Here is a 14,591-nt window from a genome sequence, read left to right on the forward strand (position 1 = left end):
CCCCGACCCCGCTCCTCCCACGTCCTTTCACGTATGGAGAACGTCGTGCGCCTCACCCCAACCCTCAAGGCCGTCGCCGCCGTGGCCACGCTCGTGCTGGCCGCCACCGCCTGCGGCTCCTCCGACTCGACGGGCAGCTCGTCCGGCGGCCTCAACCCCCCTGATCTGAAAGCCCAGTCGAAGCTCGGCAAGAGCGAGGGCGAGGTCAACCTCATCGCCTGGGCCGGCTATGTCGAGGACGGCTCCAACGACCCCAAGGTGAACTGGGTCAGCGACTTCGAGAAGCAGACGGGCTGCAAGGTCAACTCCAAGGTCGCCGCCAGCTCCGACGAGATGGTCAAGCTGATGAAGACCGGCGAGTACGACGCCGTCTCCGCCTCCGGCGACGCCTCCCTGCGCCTCATAGCCTCCGGCGACGCGGCCCCCGTGAACACCGGCCTGGTCCCCAACTACAAGGACATCTTCCCGGACTTGAAGCTCCAGGCCTGGAACTCGGTCAAGGGCAAGGCCTACGGCATCCCGCACGGCCGCGGCGCCAACCTGCTGATGTACAACACCCAGAAGGTCACGCCCGCCCCGACCTCCTGGGCCGCGGTCTTCGACGACGCCTCCCAGTACAAGGGCCATGTGACGGCGTACGACTCGCCGATCTACATCGCCGACGCGGCCCTCTATCTCAAGGCCACCAAACCCGAGTTGAAGATCAAGGACCCCTACGCGCTCGACCAGAAGCAGTTCGACGCGGCCGTCGCCCTGCTGAAGAAGCAGAACGCGGACATCGGCGAGTACTGGAGCGACTACCTCAAGGAGATCTCCGCCTTCAAGAGTGGCGACTCCGTGGTCGGCACCACCTGGCAGGTCATCGCCAACCTCACCGCCGACGAGGGCACCAAGATCAAGGCCTTCGTGCCCAAGGAGGGCTCGACCGGCTGGTCCGACACCTGGATGATCTCCGCCAAGGCCAAGCACCCCAACTGCGCCTACCAGTGGCTCAATTGGATCGTCTCCCCGAAGGTCAACGCCCAGGTCGCCGAGTACTTCGGCGAGGCCCCCGCCAACGCGAAGGCCTGTGAGGAGACCAGCGACAAGAGCTTCTGCACCACCTACCACGCCGCCGACACCGCGTACTGGAAGAACATCGCCTTCTGGAACACGCCCATCGAGCAGTGCCTCGACGGCCGTACGGACGTGAAGTGCGTGCCGTACGCCAAGTGGGTACAGGCCTGGACCGAGATCAAGGGCTGAGACATGTCCTTGCTGAACCGGACCGCGGGGGCGCTGTACCGGCGCCCCCGGCTACGGCTCTCCCTGCTCCTCACCGCACCGCTGCTGTGGCTCGCCGTGCTCTATCTCGGCTCCCTCAGCGTGCTGTTCGTCTCCGCGTTCTGGACGACCGACTCCTTCACCTCCGAGGTGGTGAAGGTCTGGTCGACCGACAACTTCCACGAGCTGTTCACGGTGCCCGTGTACCGGCAGGTCATCCTGCGCAGCATCGGCGTCGCGCTCGCCGTCACGGTCCTGTGCGCCGTGATCGCGTTCCCGCTCGCCTTCTACACGGCCCGCGTCGCGAAGCCGCGGTGGCGCCCGCTGCTGGTGGTCGCCATCCTCACCCCGCTGTGGGCCAGTTACCTGGTCAAGGTGTACGCGTGGCGGCTCATCCTGTCCCAAGGCGGCCTGGCCGACTGGGCGTTGAAGCCGTTCGGCCTCAGCGGACCCGGGTTCGGACTCCCCGCGACCGTCCTCACCCTGACGTACCTCTGGCTGCCGTACATGGTCCTGCCGATCCACACCGCGCTGGAGCAGCTGCCCGCCAACCTCCTTGACGCGTCAGCCGACTTGGGCGCGCGGGCCGGGCGGACCTTCCGGTCGGTCGTCCTGCCGATGGTGCTGCCGTCCGTCGCCGCCGGCTCGGTCTTCACCTTCTCGCTCAGCCTCGGCGACTACATCACCGTGCAGATCGTCGGCGGCAAGACCCAGCTCATCGGCAACCTCGTCTACTCCAACATCGAGCTCAACCTGCCCATGGCTGCCGCCCTCGGCACCGTCCCCGTCGTCGTCATCGTGGTGTACCTGCTCGCGATGCGCCGCACGGGCGCACTCAGCAGCCTGTAGATGATTCTCGACCGCCTCCGAAGGGGGTGACATGTCATGCAGCTCTCCCGTTCCGCGCGTATCGCCCTGCGCGTGGCCGCCGGGTTCGGCTTCGCGGTGATCTACGTCCCGCTCCTGCTCGTCCTGGTCAACTCCCTCAACCCGGACCGCAGCGCGAGCTGGCCGCCGTCCACCCTGACCGTGCACTGGTGGTCGGTCGCCTGGCAGAACTCCGGTGCCCGCGCGGCCCTCTGGGTCTCCGTGAAGGCCGGCCTCGGCGCCACGGCCATCGCCCTCGTGCTCGGTACCCTGATCGCCTTCGCGGTCGCCCGGTACCGCTTCTTCGGCCGCGACGCCATCTCCTTCGTGGTCGTCCTGCCGATCGCGCTGCCCGGCATCGTCACGGGCATCGCCCTCAACTCGGCGTTCAGTACGGTACTTGAGCCGCTCGGGGTGGGCCTCGGGCTGTTCACGGTGATCGTCGGGCACGCCACCTTCTGCATCGTCGTCGTCTTCAACAACGTCGTCGCCCGGCTCCGGCGCACCTCCGGGTCGTACGAGGAAGCCGCGATGGACCTGGGCGCCGACACCTTCCGCGCCTTCGTCGACGTCACCTTCCCGCTGGTGCGCTCGGCGCTCCTCGCGGGCGGACTGCTCGCGTTCGCGCTGTCCTTCGACGAGATCGTGGTGACCACGTTCACCGCCGGGCCCGGCATCGAGACCCTCCCGATCTGGATCTTCAACAACATGACCCGGCCCCAACAGGCCCCGATCGTCAACGTGGTGGCCGCGGTGCTCGTCCTGCTCTCCGTGCTCCCGATCTACGTCGCCCAGCGACTGTCCGCCGACACGGCCACCGCAAGCCGCGTCTGACGACCGGTCACCCCGCCGGCCGGGGTGACCAGTCGGCGCACTCAGCCCGCGAACTCCCGCATCCACGCCTCGACTTCATCGGCCGAACGCGGCAACCCCGCCGACAGGTTCTCGTAGCCGTCCGCCGTCACCAGCAGATCGTCCTCGATCCGGACGCCGATGCCCCGCCACTCCTCCGGCACCGTCAGATCGTCGGGCTGGAAGTACAGGCCCGGCTCGACGGTGAGCACCATGCCGTGTTCCAGGATCCCGTCCACGTACTCCTCGCTCCGCGCCTGGGCGCAGTCGTGGACATCGAGCCCGAGCATGTGCCCGGTGCCCGCCATCGTGAACCGCCGCTGGAGCGACAGCTCGTACGCCCGCTCGGCCGGCCCCTCGATGAAGCCCCACTCCACCAGCCGCTCGGCCAGCGACCGTTGGGCCGCCTCGTGGAAGTCCCGGTAGTGCGCGCCCGGCTTCACCGCCGCCATGCCGGCCTCCTGGGCCTCGAACACCGCGTCGTAGACCGTGCGTTGGACCGGGGAGAACGTGCCGTTGATCGGGAGGGTGCGGGTGACGTCCGCGGTGTAGAGGCTGTGTGTCTCGACTCCCGCGTCCAGCAGGAGGAGTTCGCCGGGGCGGACCGGGCCGTCGTTGTCGGTCCAGTGCATGATCGTGGCATGCTCACCGGCGGCGCAGATCGAGCCGTAGCCGACATGGTTCCCTTCGACACGCGCCCGGCGGAAGAACGTGCCCTCGATCCAGCGCTCCGAGGTGGCGACCGCCTGTGACAACTCCCGTACGACATCGGTGAATCCGCGCACCGTGGAGTCGACGGCCCGGCGCATCTCGCCGATCTCCCACGCGTCCTTGATCAGCCGCAGCCCTGAGACGGCCGACTCGAACTCGTCGTCGCGTTCCTCGTCGGTGTCGAGTGCGGCGTCCAGGACCGGGTCGACGCCGCGGACGATGCGGGTGGGCGTCCCGGACGTCTTCGCCAGGTCCTCGGCGATCGTGCGGATGTCACGGCAGGGCAGCCCGAGGACCAGTGCCGACTCGGCGAGCGAGCGGCGGCGGCCCATCCACAGCTCGGCGGTGTAGCCGGTCCAGAACTCGTCGGTGTCCCGGCTGTCGCGAGGGAGCTGGTAGCAGTGCGCGTCGTGCCCGCCGTCGGGGCGGGGCTCCAGGACCAGGGCGCCGTCGCGTGCCTGGTCGCCGGTGAGATGCACATACCCGGAGTACGGGCGGAACGGGTGGTGGCTGTCGTTCGAGCGGATCAGGAGGTTCCCGGACGGTACGACGAGGCGCTCGCCCGGGAAGAGCGCGGACAGCGCGGCCCGGCGGCGCGCCGCGTGCGGCGCCTGCTCGGTCGGCTCCAGATCCGTGCGCTCGGTGTCGGCCCAGCCGGTCCGCATCAGGGCGGACAGCTCGTCGGGGATTCCTCGGTACAGACCGTTCTTTCGGCCCTTGGCCACGTCGGGCACCTCTTCCGTGTGTGGTGACATGCGGGTGGGGAGATCCGCGTGGGGACATACCCAGTTAGAGAGTCATGTGACATAGTACTGCTGTGAGCAAGCGACTGACCTGCGATGTCGTGGTCGTCGGAGCCGGAATGGTGGGCGCGGCCTGCGCCCTCTACGCGGCCCGGGCGGGCCTCGACGTCGTCATCGTGGACCGCGGCCCGGTCTCCGGCGGCACGACCGGGGCCGGCGAGGGCAACCTGCTCGTCTCCGACAAGGAGCCAGGCCCGGAACTCGACCTCGCCCTTCTCTCCGGCCGGCTGTGGGCGCAACTCGCCGAAGAAGTGGGGGAGTTCGTCGAGTACGAGGCGAAGGGCGGCCTCGTCGTGGCCTCCACGCCCGACGGGCTCGCCGCGCTGGAAGGCTTCGCCGAGCGGCAGCGCACCGCGGGAGTCGTCGTTGAACCGGTCCAAGGCGACGCCCTGTACGCCCTCGAACCCCACCTCGCCCCCGGCCTCCCGGGCGGCGTGTACTACCCCCAGGACTGCCAGGTGATGCCCGCCCTGGCCGCCGCCCACCTCGTCCGGGCCTCGGGCGCCCGCCTGCTCACCGGCCGCACGGTGACGGACGTACTCCTCAAGACGGACGGCACGGTCGACGGCGTCCGCACGGACCGGGGCGACATCCTTGCCCCGACCGTGATCAATGCCGCGGGAACCTGGGGCGGCGAACTCGCGGCCCTCGCCGGAGTCACCCTCCCCGTCCTCCCGCGCCGCGGCTTCGTCCTCGTCACCGAACCGCTGCCACGCCTGGTCCGCCACAAGGTGTACGCCGCCGACTACGTGGCCGACGTGGCCAGCGACTCGGCCGCCCTGCAGACCTCACCGGTCGTGGAGGGCACCGCCGCTGGACCGGTCCTGATCGGCGCGAGCCGTGAACGCGTCGGTTTCGACCGGGAGTTCTCGCTGCCGGTCGTACGGGCGCTGGCGGCGGGCGCGACGAGACTGTTCCCATTCCTGTCCGACGTCCACGCGATGCGCTCCTACCTCGGCTTTCGCCCGTACATGCCGGACCACCTCCCCGCCATCGGCCCCGACCCCCGGGTCCCCGGCCTCGTCCACGCCTGCGGACACGAGGGCGCGGGCATCGGACTCGCCACCGGCACAGGGCACTTGATCGCGCAGTCGCTGGGCAGCAAGACCCCGGACCTTGACTTGGCATCCTTCCGGCCCGACCGCTTCCCCGACTTCCCCGAGAAGGAGGGTGCGTGAACTCCCCACTGGACCTCGCCGACGCCCACCCGGGCCCGGCCTTCACGGTCACCCTCGACGGCCGCGAGATCGAGGCCCTCCCCGGCCAGACCGTCGCCGCCGCACTCTGGACGGCGGGCGTGACGTCCTGGCGCACCACCCGGGGCGAGGGCCGCCCACGCGGCGTCTTCTGCGGGATCGGCGTCTGCTACGACTGCCTCGTCACCGTCAACTCCCGCCCGAACCAACGGGCTTGCCTGGTGTCCCTGCACCCGGGCGACGCCATCCGTACGCAGGAGGGGACGGGCCACGATGACTGACGACCGACCGCACCTCGCCGTGATCGGCGCGGGCCCGGCGGGACTCGCCGCCACCGTCGCCGCCGCGGCTTACGGCGTCCGTGTCACCCTGATCGACTCGGCGGCGCGGGCGGGCGGCCAGTTCTACCGACAGCCCGCCGCCGAACTGAACGCCGGACGCCCGCAGGCCCTGCACCACCAGTGGCGGACGTGGGAGCGACTGGGGGATGCCCTCGCGCAACACGTAGAGGCAGGCCGCGCAACACACTTGACGGGCCATCATGTGTGGCTCGTGGAGCGGAGGTTGAAGCAACAAGCCGGAGATGCCGGCCGATACGCCTTCACCGTGCACGCCCTCCTCGGCCCCGCTCAGGAGACCCCGGGCGAGGTACGCGCCGACGCCGTCCTCCTCGCCACCGGCGGCTACGAGAAGGTCCTCCCGTTCCCCGGTTGGACCGTTCCCGGAGTCCTCACCGCGGGCGGCGCCCAGGCCATGCTCAAGGGCACACTCGCCGTCTCCGGACGCACCGCCGTGGTCGCCGGTACCGGCCCGCTCCTCCTCCCCGTGGCAACCGGCCTCGCGGCGGCCGGTGTCGAGGTGGCCGCGCTCGTCGAGTCCGCCGACCCCAAGGCGTTCGTGCGGCGGACCCGCGCGCTCGCCGCACAGCCCGGCAAGGTCGCCGAGGGTGCCCAGTACGCGGCTCAACTCCTGCGCCACGACGTCCAGTTGCTCACCCGGCACACCGTCGTGGAGGCCCACGGTGACGAGCGGCTGGAGGCGGTGACCGTCGCCGCACTCGACACCGACGGGCGCGTCCGGCCCGGCACCGAACGCCGTATCGCCTGCGACACCCTCGCGGTCGGTCACGGCATGCTTCCGCACACCGATCTCGCCGAGACCCTTGGCTGTCGGCTCGACGGGACCGACGTCCACGTCGACGACGAACAGCGCACCGACGTCCCCGGCGTCTGGGCGGCCGGCGAGACCACCGGCATCGGCGGCGCGGCCCTCTCCCTCGCCGAGGGTCACATCGCGGGACGCTCCGCCGCAGCACGCCTGAACGGCGCCGAACCCGACCCGCGCACCTGGGCGCCGGCCGCCAAGTCCCGTAGGAAACTGCGGGAGTTCTTCGCCGCCCTCGACACCGTGTACGCACCGCCAGCCCGTTGGACCGATCTCGTCACCGACGACACCGTGGTCTGCCGTTGCGAGGAGGTCACCGGGGGAACGATCCGCGAGGCCGTGGACGGGCTCGGCGCCGGTGACGTACGCACCGTGAAGCTGCTGACGCGGGCCGGGATGGGCTGGTGCCAGGGGCGGATGTGCGGGCCCGCTGTCGCGGGGCTGGCCGGGTGCGAACTCACCCCGTCCCGGCGGCCGTTCGCGCGGCCCGTACCGCTCGGGGTGCTGGCCCGTGCCGGAGAGCCCGAAGCCGGGCCGGACTGACCGTACGCCCCGTTCATCAGTGAAATGTCACGCGCCCATGAGACACGCGCTATTGAGATAGGACTCCATATGACCACCACCCCGAACCGCCCCTGGCGCGGCGTCCTCGTCGCCACCGCGCTCCCGCTGACCGACGAACTCGCCGTCGACTACGACAAGTTCGCCGAACACTGCGCCTGGCTCGTCGAGAACGGCTGCGACGGTGTCGTGCCGAACGGCTCGCTCGGCGAGTACCAGGTGCTCACGCCCGAGGAGCGCGCCAAGGTCGTCGAGACGGCCGTCGCCGCGATCGGCGGCGCGCGCGTGATGCCCGGTGTCGCCGCCTACGGCTCTGCCGAGTCCCGCCGCTGGGCCGAGCAGGCCCGTGACGCCGGCTGCGCCTCCGTGATGCTGCTGCCGCCCAACGCGTACCGCGCCGACGAGCGTTCGGTCCTCGCGCACTACGCGGAGGTCGCGAAGGCGGGCGTGCCGATCGTGGCGTACAACAACCCCATCGACACCAAGGTCGACCTGGTGCCGGAGCTGCTCGCGAAGCTGCACGGCGAGGGGTACATCCACGCCGTCAAGGAGTTCTCCGGCGATGTCCGCCGCGCGTACCAGCTTGCCGAACTCGCCCCGGAACTCGACCTGTTGATCGGCGCCGACGACGTCCTGCTGGAGCTCGCGCTCGCGGGTGCGAAGGGCTGGGTGGCCGGCTACCCGAACGCGCTGCCCGCCGCGAGCGTCGAGCTGTACCACGCGGCCTTCGACGGCGACCTGGCCACGGCGAAGAAGCTGTACGAGCAGCTGCACCCGCTGCTGCGCTGGGACTCCAAGGTCGAGTTCGTGCAGGCCATCAAGCTGTCCATGGACATCGTCGGCCGGCACGGCGGCCCGGTCCGTCCGCCGCGCGTCCCGCTGCTGCCCGAGCAGGAGGCCGCGGTGCGCGCCGCCACCGAGAAGGCGGTCGCGGCCGGGCTCGCATAGACAACGGCACAATGGTTCACCGGCATTCATCAGGAGCGTCATGCGCAGTAAACTCGTCCTGCACGCCGTCGACTCGCACACCGAGGGCATGCCCACCCGCGTGATCACCGGCGGCATCGGCACGATCCCCGGCGCGACCATGAACGAGCGGCGGCTGTACTTCCGCGAACACCGCGACCAGATCCGGCAGTTCCTGATGAACGAGCCGCGCGGCCACTCCGCGATGAGCGGTGCGATCCTCCAGCCGCCCACCCGCCCCGACTGCGACTGGGGTGTCGTCTACATCGAGGTCTCCGGCTATCTGCCGATGTGCGGGCACGGCACGATCGGCGTGGCCACCGTGCTCGTCGAGACGGGCATGGTCGAGGTCGTCGAGCCGGTCACCACGATCCGGCTCGACACCCCGGCCGGACTCGTCGTCGCCGAAGTCGCCGTGGAGAACGGTGCCGCGAAGAACGTCACCCTCAAGAACGTTCCGTCGTTCTCCGTCGGCCTGGACCGCAAGATCACACTCGCCGACGGGCGGACGGTGACATACGACATGGCGTACGGCGGCAATTTCTACGCCATCCTTCCGCTGGACCAGTTCGAGCTGCCCTTCGACCGGTCCCGCAAGGACGACATCATCAAGGCGGGCCTGTCCCTCATGGAGGCGATCAACGACCGGGACGAGCCCGTCCACCCCGAGGACGACTCCATTCGCGGCTGCCATCACGTCCACCTGTACGCGCCCGGCGCCACCGCGCGGCACTCCCGGCACGCGATGGCGATCCACCCGGGCTGGTTCGACCGCTCACCCTGCGGCACGGGCACCAGTGCCCGCATGGCGCAGCTCCACGCGCGCGGTGAACTCCCGCTGCACACCGAGTTCGTGAACGAGTCCTTCATCGGCACCCAGTTCACGGGACGGCTCCTCGACACCACCGAGGTCGCCGGTCTCCCCGCCGTCCTGCCCAGCTTCACCGGCCGGGCCTGGATCACCGGCACCGCCCAGTACCTGCTCGATCCCGCCGATCCGTTCCCGGGCGGATTCATCCTCTAGATCCGGGATAATGGCCGGTCACGCGTGACATTGCACCGTGTGTGACCTTGCACCACTAGGAGACTTCCGATGGCCGTCCAACGAGTCGGCGCCCCGCCGGCCACCGCTCCGGATCTGCCCACGCTGGGCGGCAAGAAGAGCAGCTATCGCGAGCGGGTCGTCGATGCCTTGCGGGCCGCGATGATCGCGGGGGAGCTGCGGCCGGGCGAAGTGTACTCCGCGCCGACGCTCGCCGCCCGCTTCGGTGTCTCGGCGACCCCGGTGCGCGAGGCCATGCTGGACCTGGCCAAGGAGGGGCTGGTCGACACCGTCCCGAACAAGGGGTTCCGGGTCACCGCCGTCTCCGAGAAGCAGCTCGACGAGTACACCCACATCCGCGCCCTGATCGAGATCCCCACGGTGGTGGGACTCGCCGGGACCGCAGACCCCGTCTCGCTGGAGGCGCTGCGCCCGGCCGCCCGGGAGATCGTCCACGCGGCCGTGGCCGGTGACCTCATCGCGTACGTCGAGGCCGACACCCGCTTCCACCTCGGGTTGCTCGCGCTCGCGGGCAACGCCCACCTCGTCGAGGTCGTCGGTGATCTGCGGGGGCGTTCCCGCCTCTACGGCCTGACCGCCCTCGTCCAGGCGGGACGCCTGCTGTCCTCCGCGCAGGAGCATCTGGAGCTTCTGGACGCGCTGTTGGACCGTGACAAGGATGCCGTGCGTGAGATCATGACCCGGCACCTGGGGCACGTCCGGGGTCTGTGGGCCGCCCACGACTGACCGGCACCGAGAGCCGTTGGCGGGCGCCAAGAGCCGCTGACCGGCTCGGGGAGTCGCCTGTCGCCGGATCTGGCTCAGCCATAACGCAAACCACTTGCGTATCTTGCGCTATTCTTGCGCACATGACGCGACGACTTGCTGAGGTGGCGAAGAAGGTCGGGGTCAGCGAGGCCACGGTCAGCCGGGTGCTCAACGGCAAACCCGGAGTCTCCGAGCCCACCCGGCAGGCGGTGCTCTCCGCCCTGGACGTTCTCGGCTACGAGCGGCCGACGCAGTTGCGCGGGGAGCGCGCGCGGCTCGTGGGTCTGGTGCTGCCCGAGCTGCAGAACCCCATCTTCCCCGCCTTCGCCGAGGTGATCGGCGGCGCGCTCGCCCAACTCGGCCTGACCCCGGTGCTGTGCACCCAGACCAAGGGCGGTGTCTCCGAGGCCGACTATGTGACGCTGCTGCTGCAACAGCAGGTCTCCGGCGTGGTGTTCGCCGGCGGGCTCTACGCGCAGGCGGACGCGCCGCACGATCACTACCGGCTGCTCGCCGAGCGCAACATCCCGGTCGTCCTGGTCAACGCGGCCATCGACCACCTCGGCTTCCCCGCGGTGTCCTGCGACGACGCGGTCGCCGTCGAGCAGGCCTGGCGCCACCTCGCCTCCCTCGGCCACGAACGCATCGGGCTCGTGCTCGGGCCGGCCGACCACATGCCGTCCGCAAGGAAGTTGGCCGCCGCGCGGGCCCTCGCGAACGACCTGCCCGACGAGTTCGTCGCCCGCGCCATCTTCTCCATCGAGGGCGGTCACGCGGCGGCCTCCCGGCTGATCGACCGGGGCGTCACCGGCATCATCTGCGCCAGCGACCCCCTCGCCCTGGGCGCGGTAAGGGCCGCACGCCGCAAGGGACTTGATGTCCCGTCAGAGATTTCTGTCGTCGGTTACGACGACTCCGCCCTCATGAACTGCACCGGGCCCCCGCTGACCACCGTCCGCCAGCCCATCGAGGCCATGGGCCGGGCCGCCGTGGAGCTGCTGAACTCACAGGTCGGCGGAACCGCCGTACCGGCCGAAGAGCTGCTCTTCGAACCGGAACTGGTAGTGCGTGGTTCCACCGCGCAAGCCCCGCGCGGCTGAGCGTCAGCGCACTGTCGAATAATTACAGATTCTGCGCGACATCTTGCGGACAGGTGTCGGCGGTGCTTGAGTGTGCGGCGCCCACCGCTCCTGCCCAGAGGGGTCCACCGATGAGAAGCACCGGGTTCCGCCGCACCTTCGCCGCGATCGGCGTCTGTTCTCTCGCGCTCACTGCCTCCGCCTGCGGGTCCGGCGACGACTCGGCGAGCGGCAAGACGCGCATCACGGTCAACTGCGAACCGCCCAAGAGCGCCAAGGTCGACCGCAAGTTCTTCGATTCCGACGTCGCGGCCTTCGAGAAGAAGAACACCGACATCGACGTCGTCACTCACGACGCGTTCCCCTGCCAGGACCCGAAGACCTTCGACGCCAAACTCGCCGGCGGCCAGATGGAGGACGTGTTCTACACGTACTTCACCGACGCCAAGCACGTCGTCGACATCAACCAGGCCGCCGATCTCACTCCGTACATCAAGGAGTTGAAGAGTTACGACACGCTGCAGAAGCAGCTGCGTGACATCTACACCGTCGACGGCAAGATCTACGGCATCCCGCGCACCGGCTACTCGATGGGCCTGATCTACAACCGCAAGCTCTTCCAGCAGGCCGGACTCGACCCCGACAAGGCGCCGACGACCTGGGCCGAGGTCCGGGCTGACGCCAAGAAGATAGCCGCGCTCGGCAACGGCACCATCGGCTACGCCGACTACAGCGCCCAGAACCAAGGGGGTTGGCACTTCACCGCCGAGATGTACTCCCAGGGCGGCGACGTCGTCAGCGCCGACGGCAAGAAGGCGACCGTCGACACCCCGCAGGGTCACGCCGTCCTGCAGAACCTGCACGACATGCGCTGGACCGACAACTCGATGGGCAGCAAGCAGCTCCTCGTCATCAACGACGTGCAGCAGCTGATGGGTTCGGGCAAGCTCGGCATGTACCTCTCCGCGCCGGACAACATCCCGATCCTGGTCAAGGAGAAGGGCGGCAACTACGACGACCTCGCCCTCGGCCCGATGCCCGGCGGCCAGGGCACGCTCATCGGCGGCGACGGCTACATGTTCAACAAGCACGACACGCCCGCCCAGATCCGCGCCGGCCTCAAGTGGCTCGACAGCATGTTCCTCACCCCGGGCAGCGGCTTCCTCGGCGACTACGCCCGCGCCAAGAAGGCCAACGCGCCCGTCGGACTGCCCGAACCGCGGCTGTTCACCGGCGCAGCCGACGCCAAGGACCAGCAGGTCAAGAAGGCCAACTCCAATGTCCCGGTGGCGAATTACCAGGCCTTCCTCGACGGCAACCAGTCCCTCCAGATGAAGATCGAGCCGCCGGACGCCCAGCAGATCTACTCCGTTCTCGACGGAGCCGTCTCCGCCGTCCTCACCAAGAAGGACGCGAACATCGACCAACTCCTCAAGGACGCCTCCGGAAAGATCGACGGCATCCTGGCCCGGGGCTGACCCGATGACCCGGACGGCCACCCGAAGTCCCGTCGAGACGACGGCAGTTCGACAGGTCGAGGCGCCGCCCCCGGCAGGGGGCCCGAGGCGGCGCCGCCTCCTCGACCAGGCCCGCGCCTACGCCTTCCTCATCGGCGGCCTGATCTGCTTCGCCCTGTTCTCCTGGTACCCGGCGATCCGAGCGGTCGTGATCGCCTTCCAGAAGTACACGCCCGGCTCCTCGCCCGAGTGGGTCGGCACCGCCAACTTCACCCAGGTCTGGCACGACCCCGAGTTCACCGCCGCCTGGCGCAACACCCTCGTCTTCACCCTGCTGGCCCTGCTCATCGGCTTCGCGATCCCGTTCGTACTCGCCCTGGTCCTCAACGAGTTGAGGCACTGGAAGGCCTTCTTCAGGGTCGTCGTCTACCTCCCGGTGATGATCCCGCCGGTGGTCACCGCCCTGCTGTGGAAGTGGTTCTACGACCCGGGAGCCGGTCTCGCCAACGAGACGCTGCGCTTCCTGCACCTGCCCACCTCGAACTGGTCCAACGGCACCGACACCGCCCTCATCTCCCTGGTGATCGTGGCCACTTGGGCCAACCTGGGCGGCACCGTCCTGATCTACCTGGCCGCGCTCCAGTCCATCCCCGGCGAGCTGTACGAGGCCGCCGAACTGGACGGCGCGAGCCTCCTGCAACGCGTCCGGTACGTGACGGTCCCTCAGACCCGGTTCGTCATCCTGATGCTGATGCTCCTTCAGATCATCGCCACGATGCAGGTGTTCACCGAACCGTTCGTCATCACCGGCGGCGGACCGGAGAGCGCCACCGTCACCGTCCTCTACCTGATCTACAAATACGCCTTCCTCTACAACGACTTCGGCGGCGCCTGCGCGCTCAGCGTGATGCTCCTCGTGCTGCTCGGCGTCTTCTCGGCCCTCTATCTGCGGCTGACGCGCTCCGGAGAGGACGACCTGTGACCACCCGCACGCTGCTCTCCCCGGCGAGCCTCGCCCGGCCGCGCGGAAAGGCCGTCTACTGGACGGTGTTCACCGGCGTCGTCGTGCTCTTCGCCCTGGCCTTCCTCTTCCCCGTCTACTGGATGGTCACCGGCGCGATGAAGTCGCCGGACGAGATCGCGCAGACTCCGCCCACGATCGTGCCCCACCACTGGCACCTCAGCGGCTACACCGACGCCTGGGACCTGATGCAGCTCCCGGAGCACCTGTGGAACACGGTCGTCCAGGCCGCCGGCGCCTGGGCGTTCCAGCTGGTCCTCTGCACGGCCGCCGCCTACGCCCTGTCCAAACTCAGGCCCGCCTTCGGCAAGTTGATCCTCGGCGGCATCCTGGCGACGCTGATGGTCCCGGCCCAGGCACTCGTCGTACCCAAGTACCTGACCGTCGCCGACCTCCCGCTGATCCACACCAGCCTCCTCAACAGCCCGCTCGGCATCTGGCTGCCCGCCGTCGCCAACGCCTTCAACCTGTATCTCCTCAAACGGTTCTTCGACCAGCTCCCGCGCGACGTCATGGAAGCCGCCGAGATCGACGGCGCCGGGAAGCTCCGCATCCTGTGGTCCATCGTGCTGCCCATGTCCCGCCCGGTCCTCGGCGTCGTGTCGATCTTCGCGCTCGTCGCCGTCTGGCAGGACTTCCTGTGGCCGCTGATGGTCTTCTCCGACACCGACAAACAGCCGATCAGCGTGGCACTCGTCCAGCTGTCCCAGAACATCCAACTGACCGTGCTCATCGCCGCGATGGTGATCGCGAGCATCCCCATGGTCGCGATGTTCCTGGTCTTCCAGCGGCACATCATCGCCGGGATCAGCGCGGGCAGCACGAAGGGCTGACACCGCCC

The 14,591-nt window shown here is 69.3% G+C and carries 14 protein-coding genes; 13 read left to right on the plus strand and 1 reads right to left on the minus strand.

What is annotated here, in order from left to right; genetic code table 11:
• Window positions 1-33 precede the first annotated feature (33 nt).
• From AC31A1_RS05655 to AC31A1_RS05665, 3 genes are read left to right on the plus strand one after another with little or no spacing between them, the layout of a single operon-like run.
• Complete coding sequence (locus AC31A1_RS05655; RefSeq protein WP_489652178.1) at window positions 34-1,245, plus strand: ABC transporter substrate-binding protein; 1,212 nt, start codon at window positions 34-36, stop codon at window positions 1,243-1,245.
• A 3-nt stretch (window positions 1,246-1,248) separates the two neighbouring features.
• The gene (locus AC31A1_RS05660) at window positions 1,249-2,112 is read left to right on the plus strand and encodes an ABC transporter permease (protein ID WP_489652139.1); all 864 of its coding nucleotides are present in this window, start codon (window positions 1,249-1,251) and stop codon (window positions 2,110-2,112) included.
• Between the two features lie 36 nt (window positions 2,113-2,148).
• The gene (locus AC31A1_RS05665) at window positions 2,149-2,964 is read left to right on the plus strand and encodes an ABC transporter permease (protein WP_489652140.1); all 816 of its coding nucleotides are present in this window, start codon (window positions 2,149-2,151) and stop codon (window positions 2,962-2,964) included.
• A 41-nt stretch (window positions 2,965-3,005) separates the two neighbouring features.
• Here AC31A1_RS05665 and AC31A1_RS05670 read toward each other — a convergent pair whose 3' ends face one another.
• Window positions 3,006-4,418 (minus strand): aminopeptidase P family protein, encoded by a 1,413-nt coding sequence (locus AC31A1_RS05670; RefSeq protein ID WP_489652141.1) that lies wholly within the window; start codon window positions 4,416-4,418, stop codon window positions 3,006-3,008.
• A 92-nt stretch (window positions 4,419-4,510) separates the two neighbouring features.
• Here AC31A1_RS05670 and AC31A1_RS05675 point away from each other — a divergent pair, with 92 nt between their 5' ends.
• The 10 genes from AC31A1_RS05675 to AC31A1_RS05720 all read left to right on the plus strand — a co-directional run bounded on the left by AC31A1_RS05675 (window position 4,511) and on the right by AC31A1_RS05720 (window position 14,583).
• Complete coding sequence (locus tag AC31A1_RS05675) at window positions 4,511-5,674, plus strand: NAD(P)/FAD-dependent oxidoreductase (protein WP_489652142.1); 1,164 nt, start codon at window positions 4,511-4,513, stop codon at window positions 5,672-5,674.
• Window positions 5,671-5,973 (plus strand): (2Fe-2S)-binding protein, encoded by a 303-nt coding sequence (locus AC31A1_RS05680; protein ID WP_489652143.1) that lies wholly within the window; start codon window positions 5,671-5,673, stop codon window positions 5,971-5,973. Before AC31A1_RS05675 ends, AC31A1_RS05680 begins: the two co-directional genes overlap by 4 nt.
• Complete coding sequence (locus tag AC31A1_RS05685) at window positions 5,966-7,399, plus strand: FAD-dependent oxidoreductase (protein ID WP_489652144.1); 1,434 nt, start codon at window positions 5,966-5,968, stop codon at window positions 7,397-7,399. Before AC31A1_RS05680 ends, AC31A1_RS05685 begins: the two co-directional genes overlap by 8 nt.
• 69 nt (window positions 7,400-7,468) lie before the next feature.
• The gene (locus AC31A1_RS05690) at window positions 7,469-8,365 is read left to right on the plus strand and encodes a dihydrodipicolinate synthase family protein (RefSeq protein WP_489652145.1); all 897 of its coding nucleotides are present in this window, start codon (window positions 7,469-7,471) and stop codon (window positions 8,363-8,365) included.
• Between the two features lie 40 nt (window positions 8,366-8,405).
• Window positions 8,406-9,407 (plus strand): proline racemase family protein, encoded by a 1,002-nt coding sequence (locus AC31A1_RS05695; RefSeq protein ID WP_489652146.1) that lies wholly within the window; start codon window positions 8,406-8,408, stop codon window positions 9,405-9,407.
• A 69-nt stretch (window positions 9,408-9,476) separates the two neighbouring features.
• Complete coding sequence (locus AC31A1_RS05700) at window positions 9,477-10,172, plus strand: GntR family transcriptional regulator (RefSeq protein WP_489652147.1); 696 nt, start codon at window positions 9,477-9,479, stop codon at window positions 10,170-10,172.
• Between the two features lie 122 nt (window positions 10,173-10,294).
• On the plus strand, window positions 10,295-11,293 hold the full coding sequence (locus AC31A1_RS05705) for a LacI family DNA-binding transcriptional regulator (RefSeq protein ID WP_489652148.1): 999 nt from the start codon (window positions 10,295-10,297) through the stop codon (window positions 11,291-11,293).
• Between the two features lie 110 nt (window positions 11,294-11,403).
• Window positions 11,404-12,750: an ABC transporter substrate-binding protein gene (locus tag AC31A1_RS05710; RefSeq protein WP_489652149.1), complete on the plus strand. Its 1,347-nt coding sequence runs from the start codon at window positions 11,404-11,406 to the stop codon at window positions 12,748-12,750.
• A gap of 4 nt (window positions 12,751-12,754) precedes the next feature.
• Window positions 12,755-13,711 (plus strand): carbohydrate ABC transporter permease, encoded by a 957-nt coding sequence (locus AC31A1_RS05715; protein ID WP_489652150.1) that lies wholly within the window; start codon window positions 12,755-12,757, stop codon window positions 13,709-13,711.
• Complete coding sequence (locus AC31A1_RS05720) at window positions 13,708-14,583, plus strand: carbohydrate ABC transporter permease (protein ID WP_489652151.1); 876 nt, start codon at window positions 13,708-13,710, stop codon at window positions 14,581-14,583. Before AC31A1_RS05715 ends, AC31A1_RS05720 begins: the two co-directional genes overlap by 4 nt.
• The last annotated feature ends 8 nt before the right edge of the window (window positions 14,584-14,591 follow it).

This window comes from Streptomyces sp. P5F9 (assembly GCF_057961495.1).

Bases quoted from the DNA above. Each gene is read 5' to 3' on its own strand.
- AC31A1_RS05700 (WP_489652147.1), top strand. From the start codon at position 9,477: ATGGCCGTCCAACGAGTCGGCGCCCCGCCGGCCACCGCTCCGGATCTG.
- AC31A1_RS05710 (WP_489652149.1), top strand. From the start codon at position 11,404: ATGAGAAGCACCGGGTTCCGCCGCACCTTCGCCGCGATCGGCGTCTGT.
- AC31A1_RS05705 (WP_489652148.1), top strand. From the start codon at position 10,295: ATGACGCGACGACTTGCTGAGGTGGCGAAGAAGGTCGGGGTCAGCGAG.
- AC31A1_RS05665 (WP_489652140.1), top strand. From the start codon at position 2,149: ATGCAGCTCTCCCGTTCCGCGCGTATCGCCCTGCGCGTGGCCGCCGGG.
- AC31A1_RS05685 (WP_489652144.1), top strand. From the start codon at position 5,966: ATGACTGACGACCGACCGCACCTCGCCGTGATCGGCGCGGGCCCGGCG.
- AC31A1_RS05695 (WP_489652146.1), top strand. From the start codon at position 8,406: ATGCGCAGTAAACTCGTCCTGCACGCCGTCGACTCGCACACCGAGGGC.
- AC31A1_RS05715 (WP_489652150.1), top strand. From the start codon at position 12,755: ATGACCCGGACGGCCACCCGAAGTCCCGTCGAGACGACGGCAGTTCGA.
- AC31A1_RS05690 (WP_489652145.1), top strand. From the start codon at position 7,469: ATGACCACCACCCCGAACCGCCCCTGGCGCGGCGTCCTCGTCGCCACC.
- AC31A1_RS05655 (WP_489652178.1), top strand. From the start codon at position 34: ATGGAGAACGTCGTGCGCCTCACCCCAACCCTCAAGGCCGTCGCCGCC.
- AC31A1_RS05660 (WP_489652139.1), top strand. From the start codon at position 1,249: ATGTCCTTGCTGAACCGGACCGCGGGGGCGCTGTACCGGCGCCCCCGG.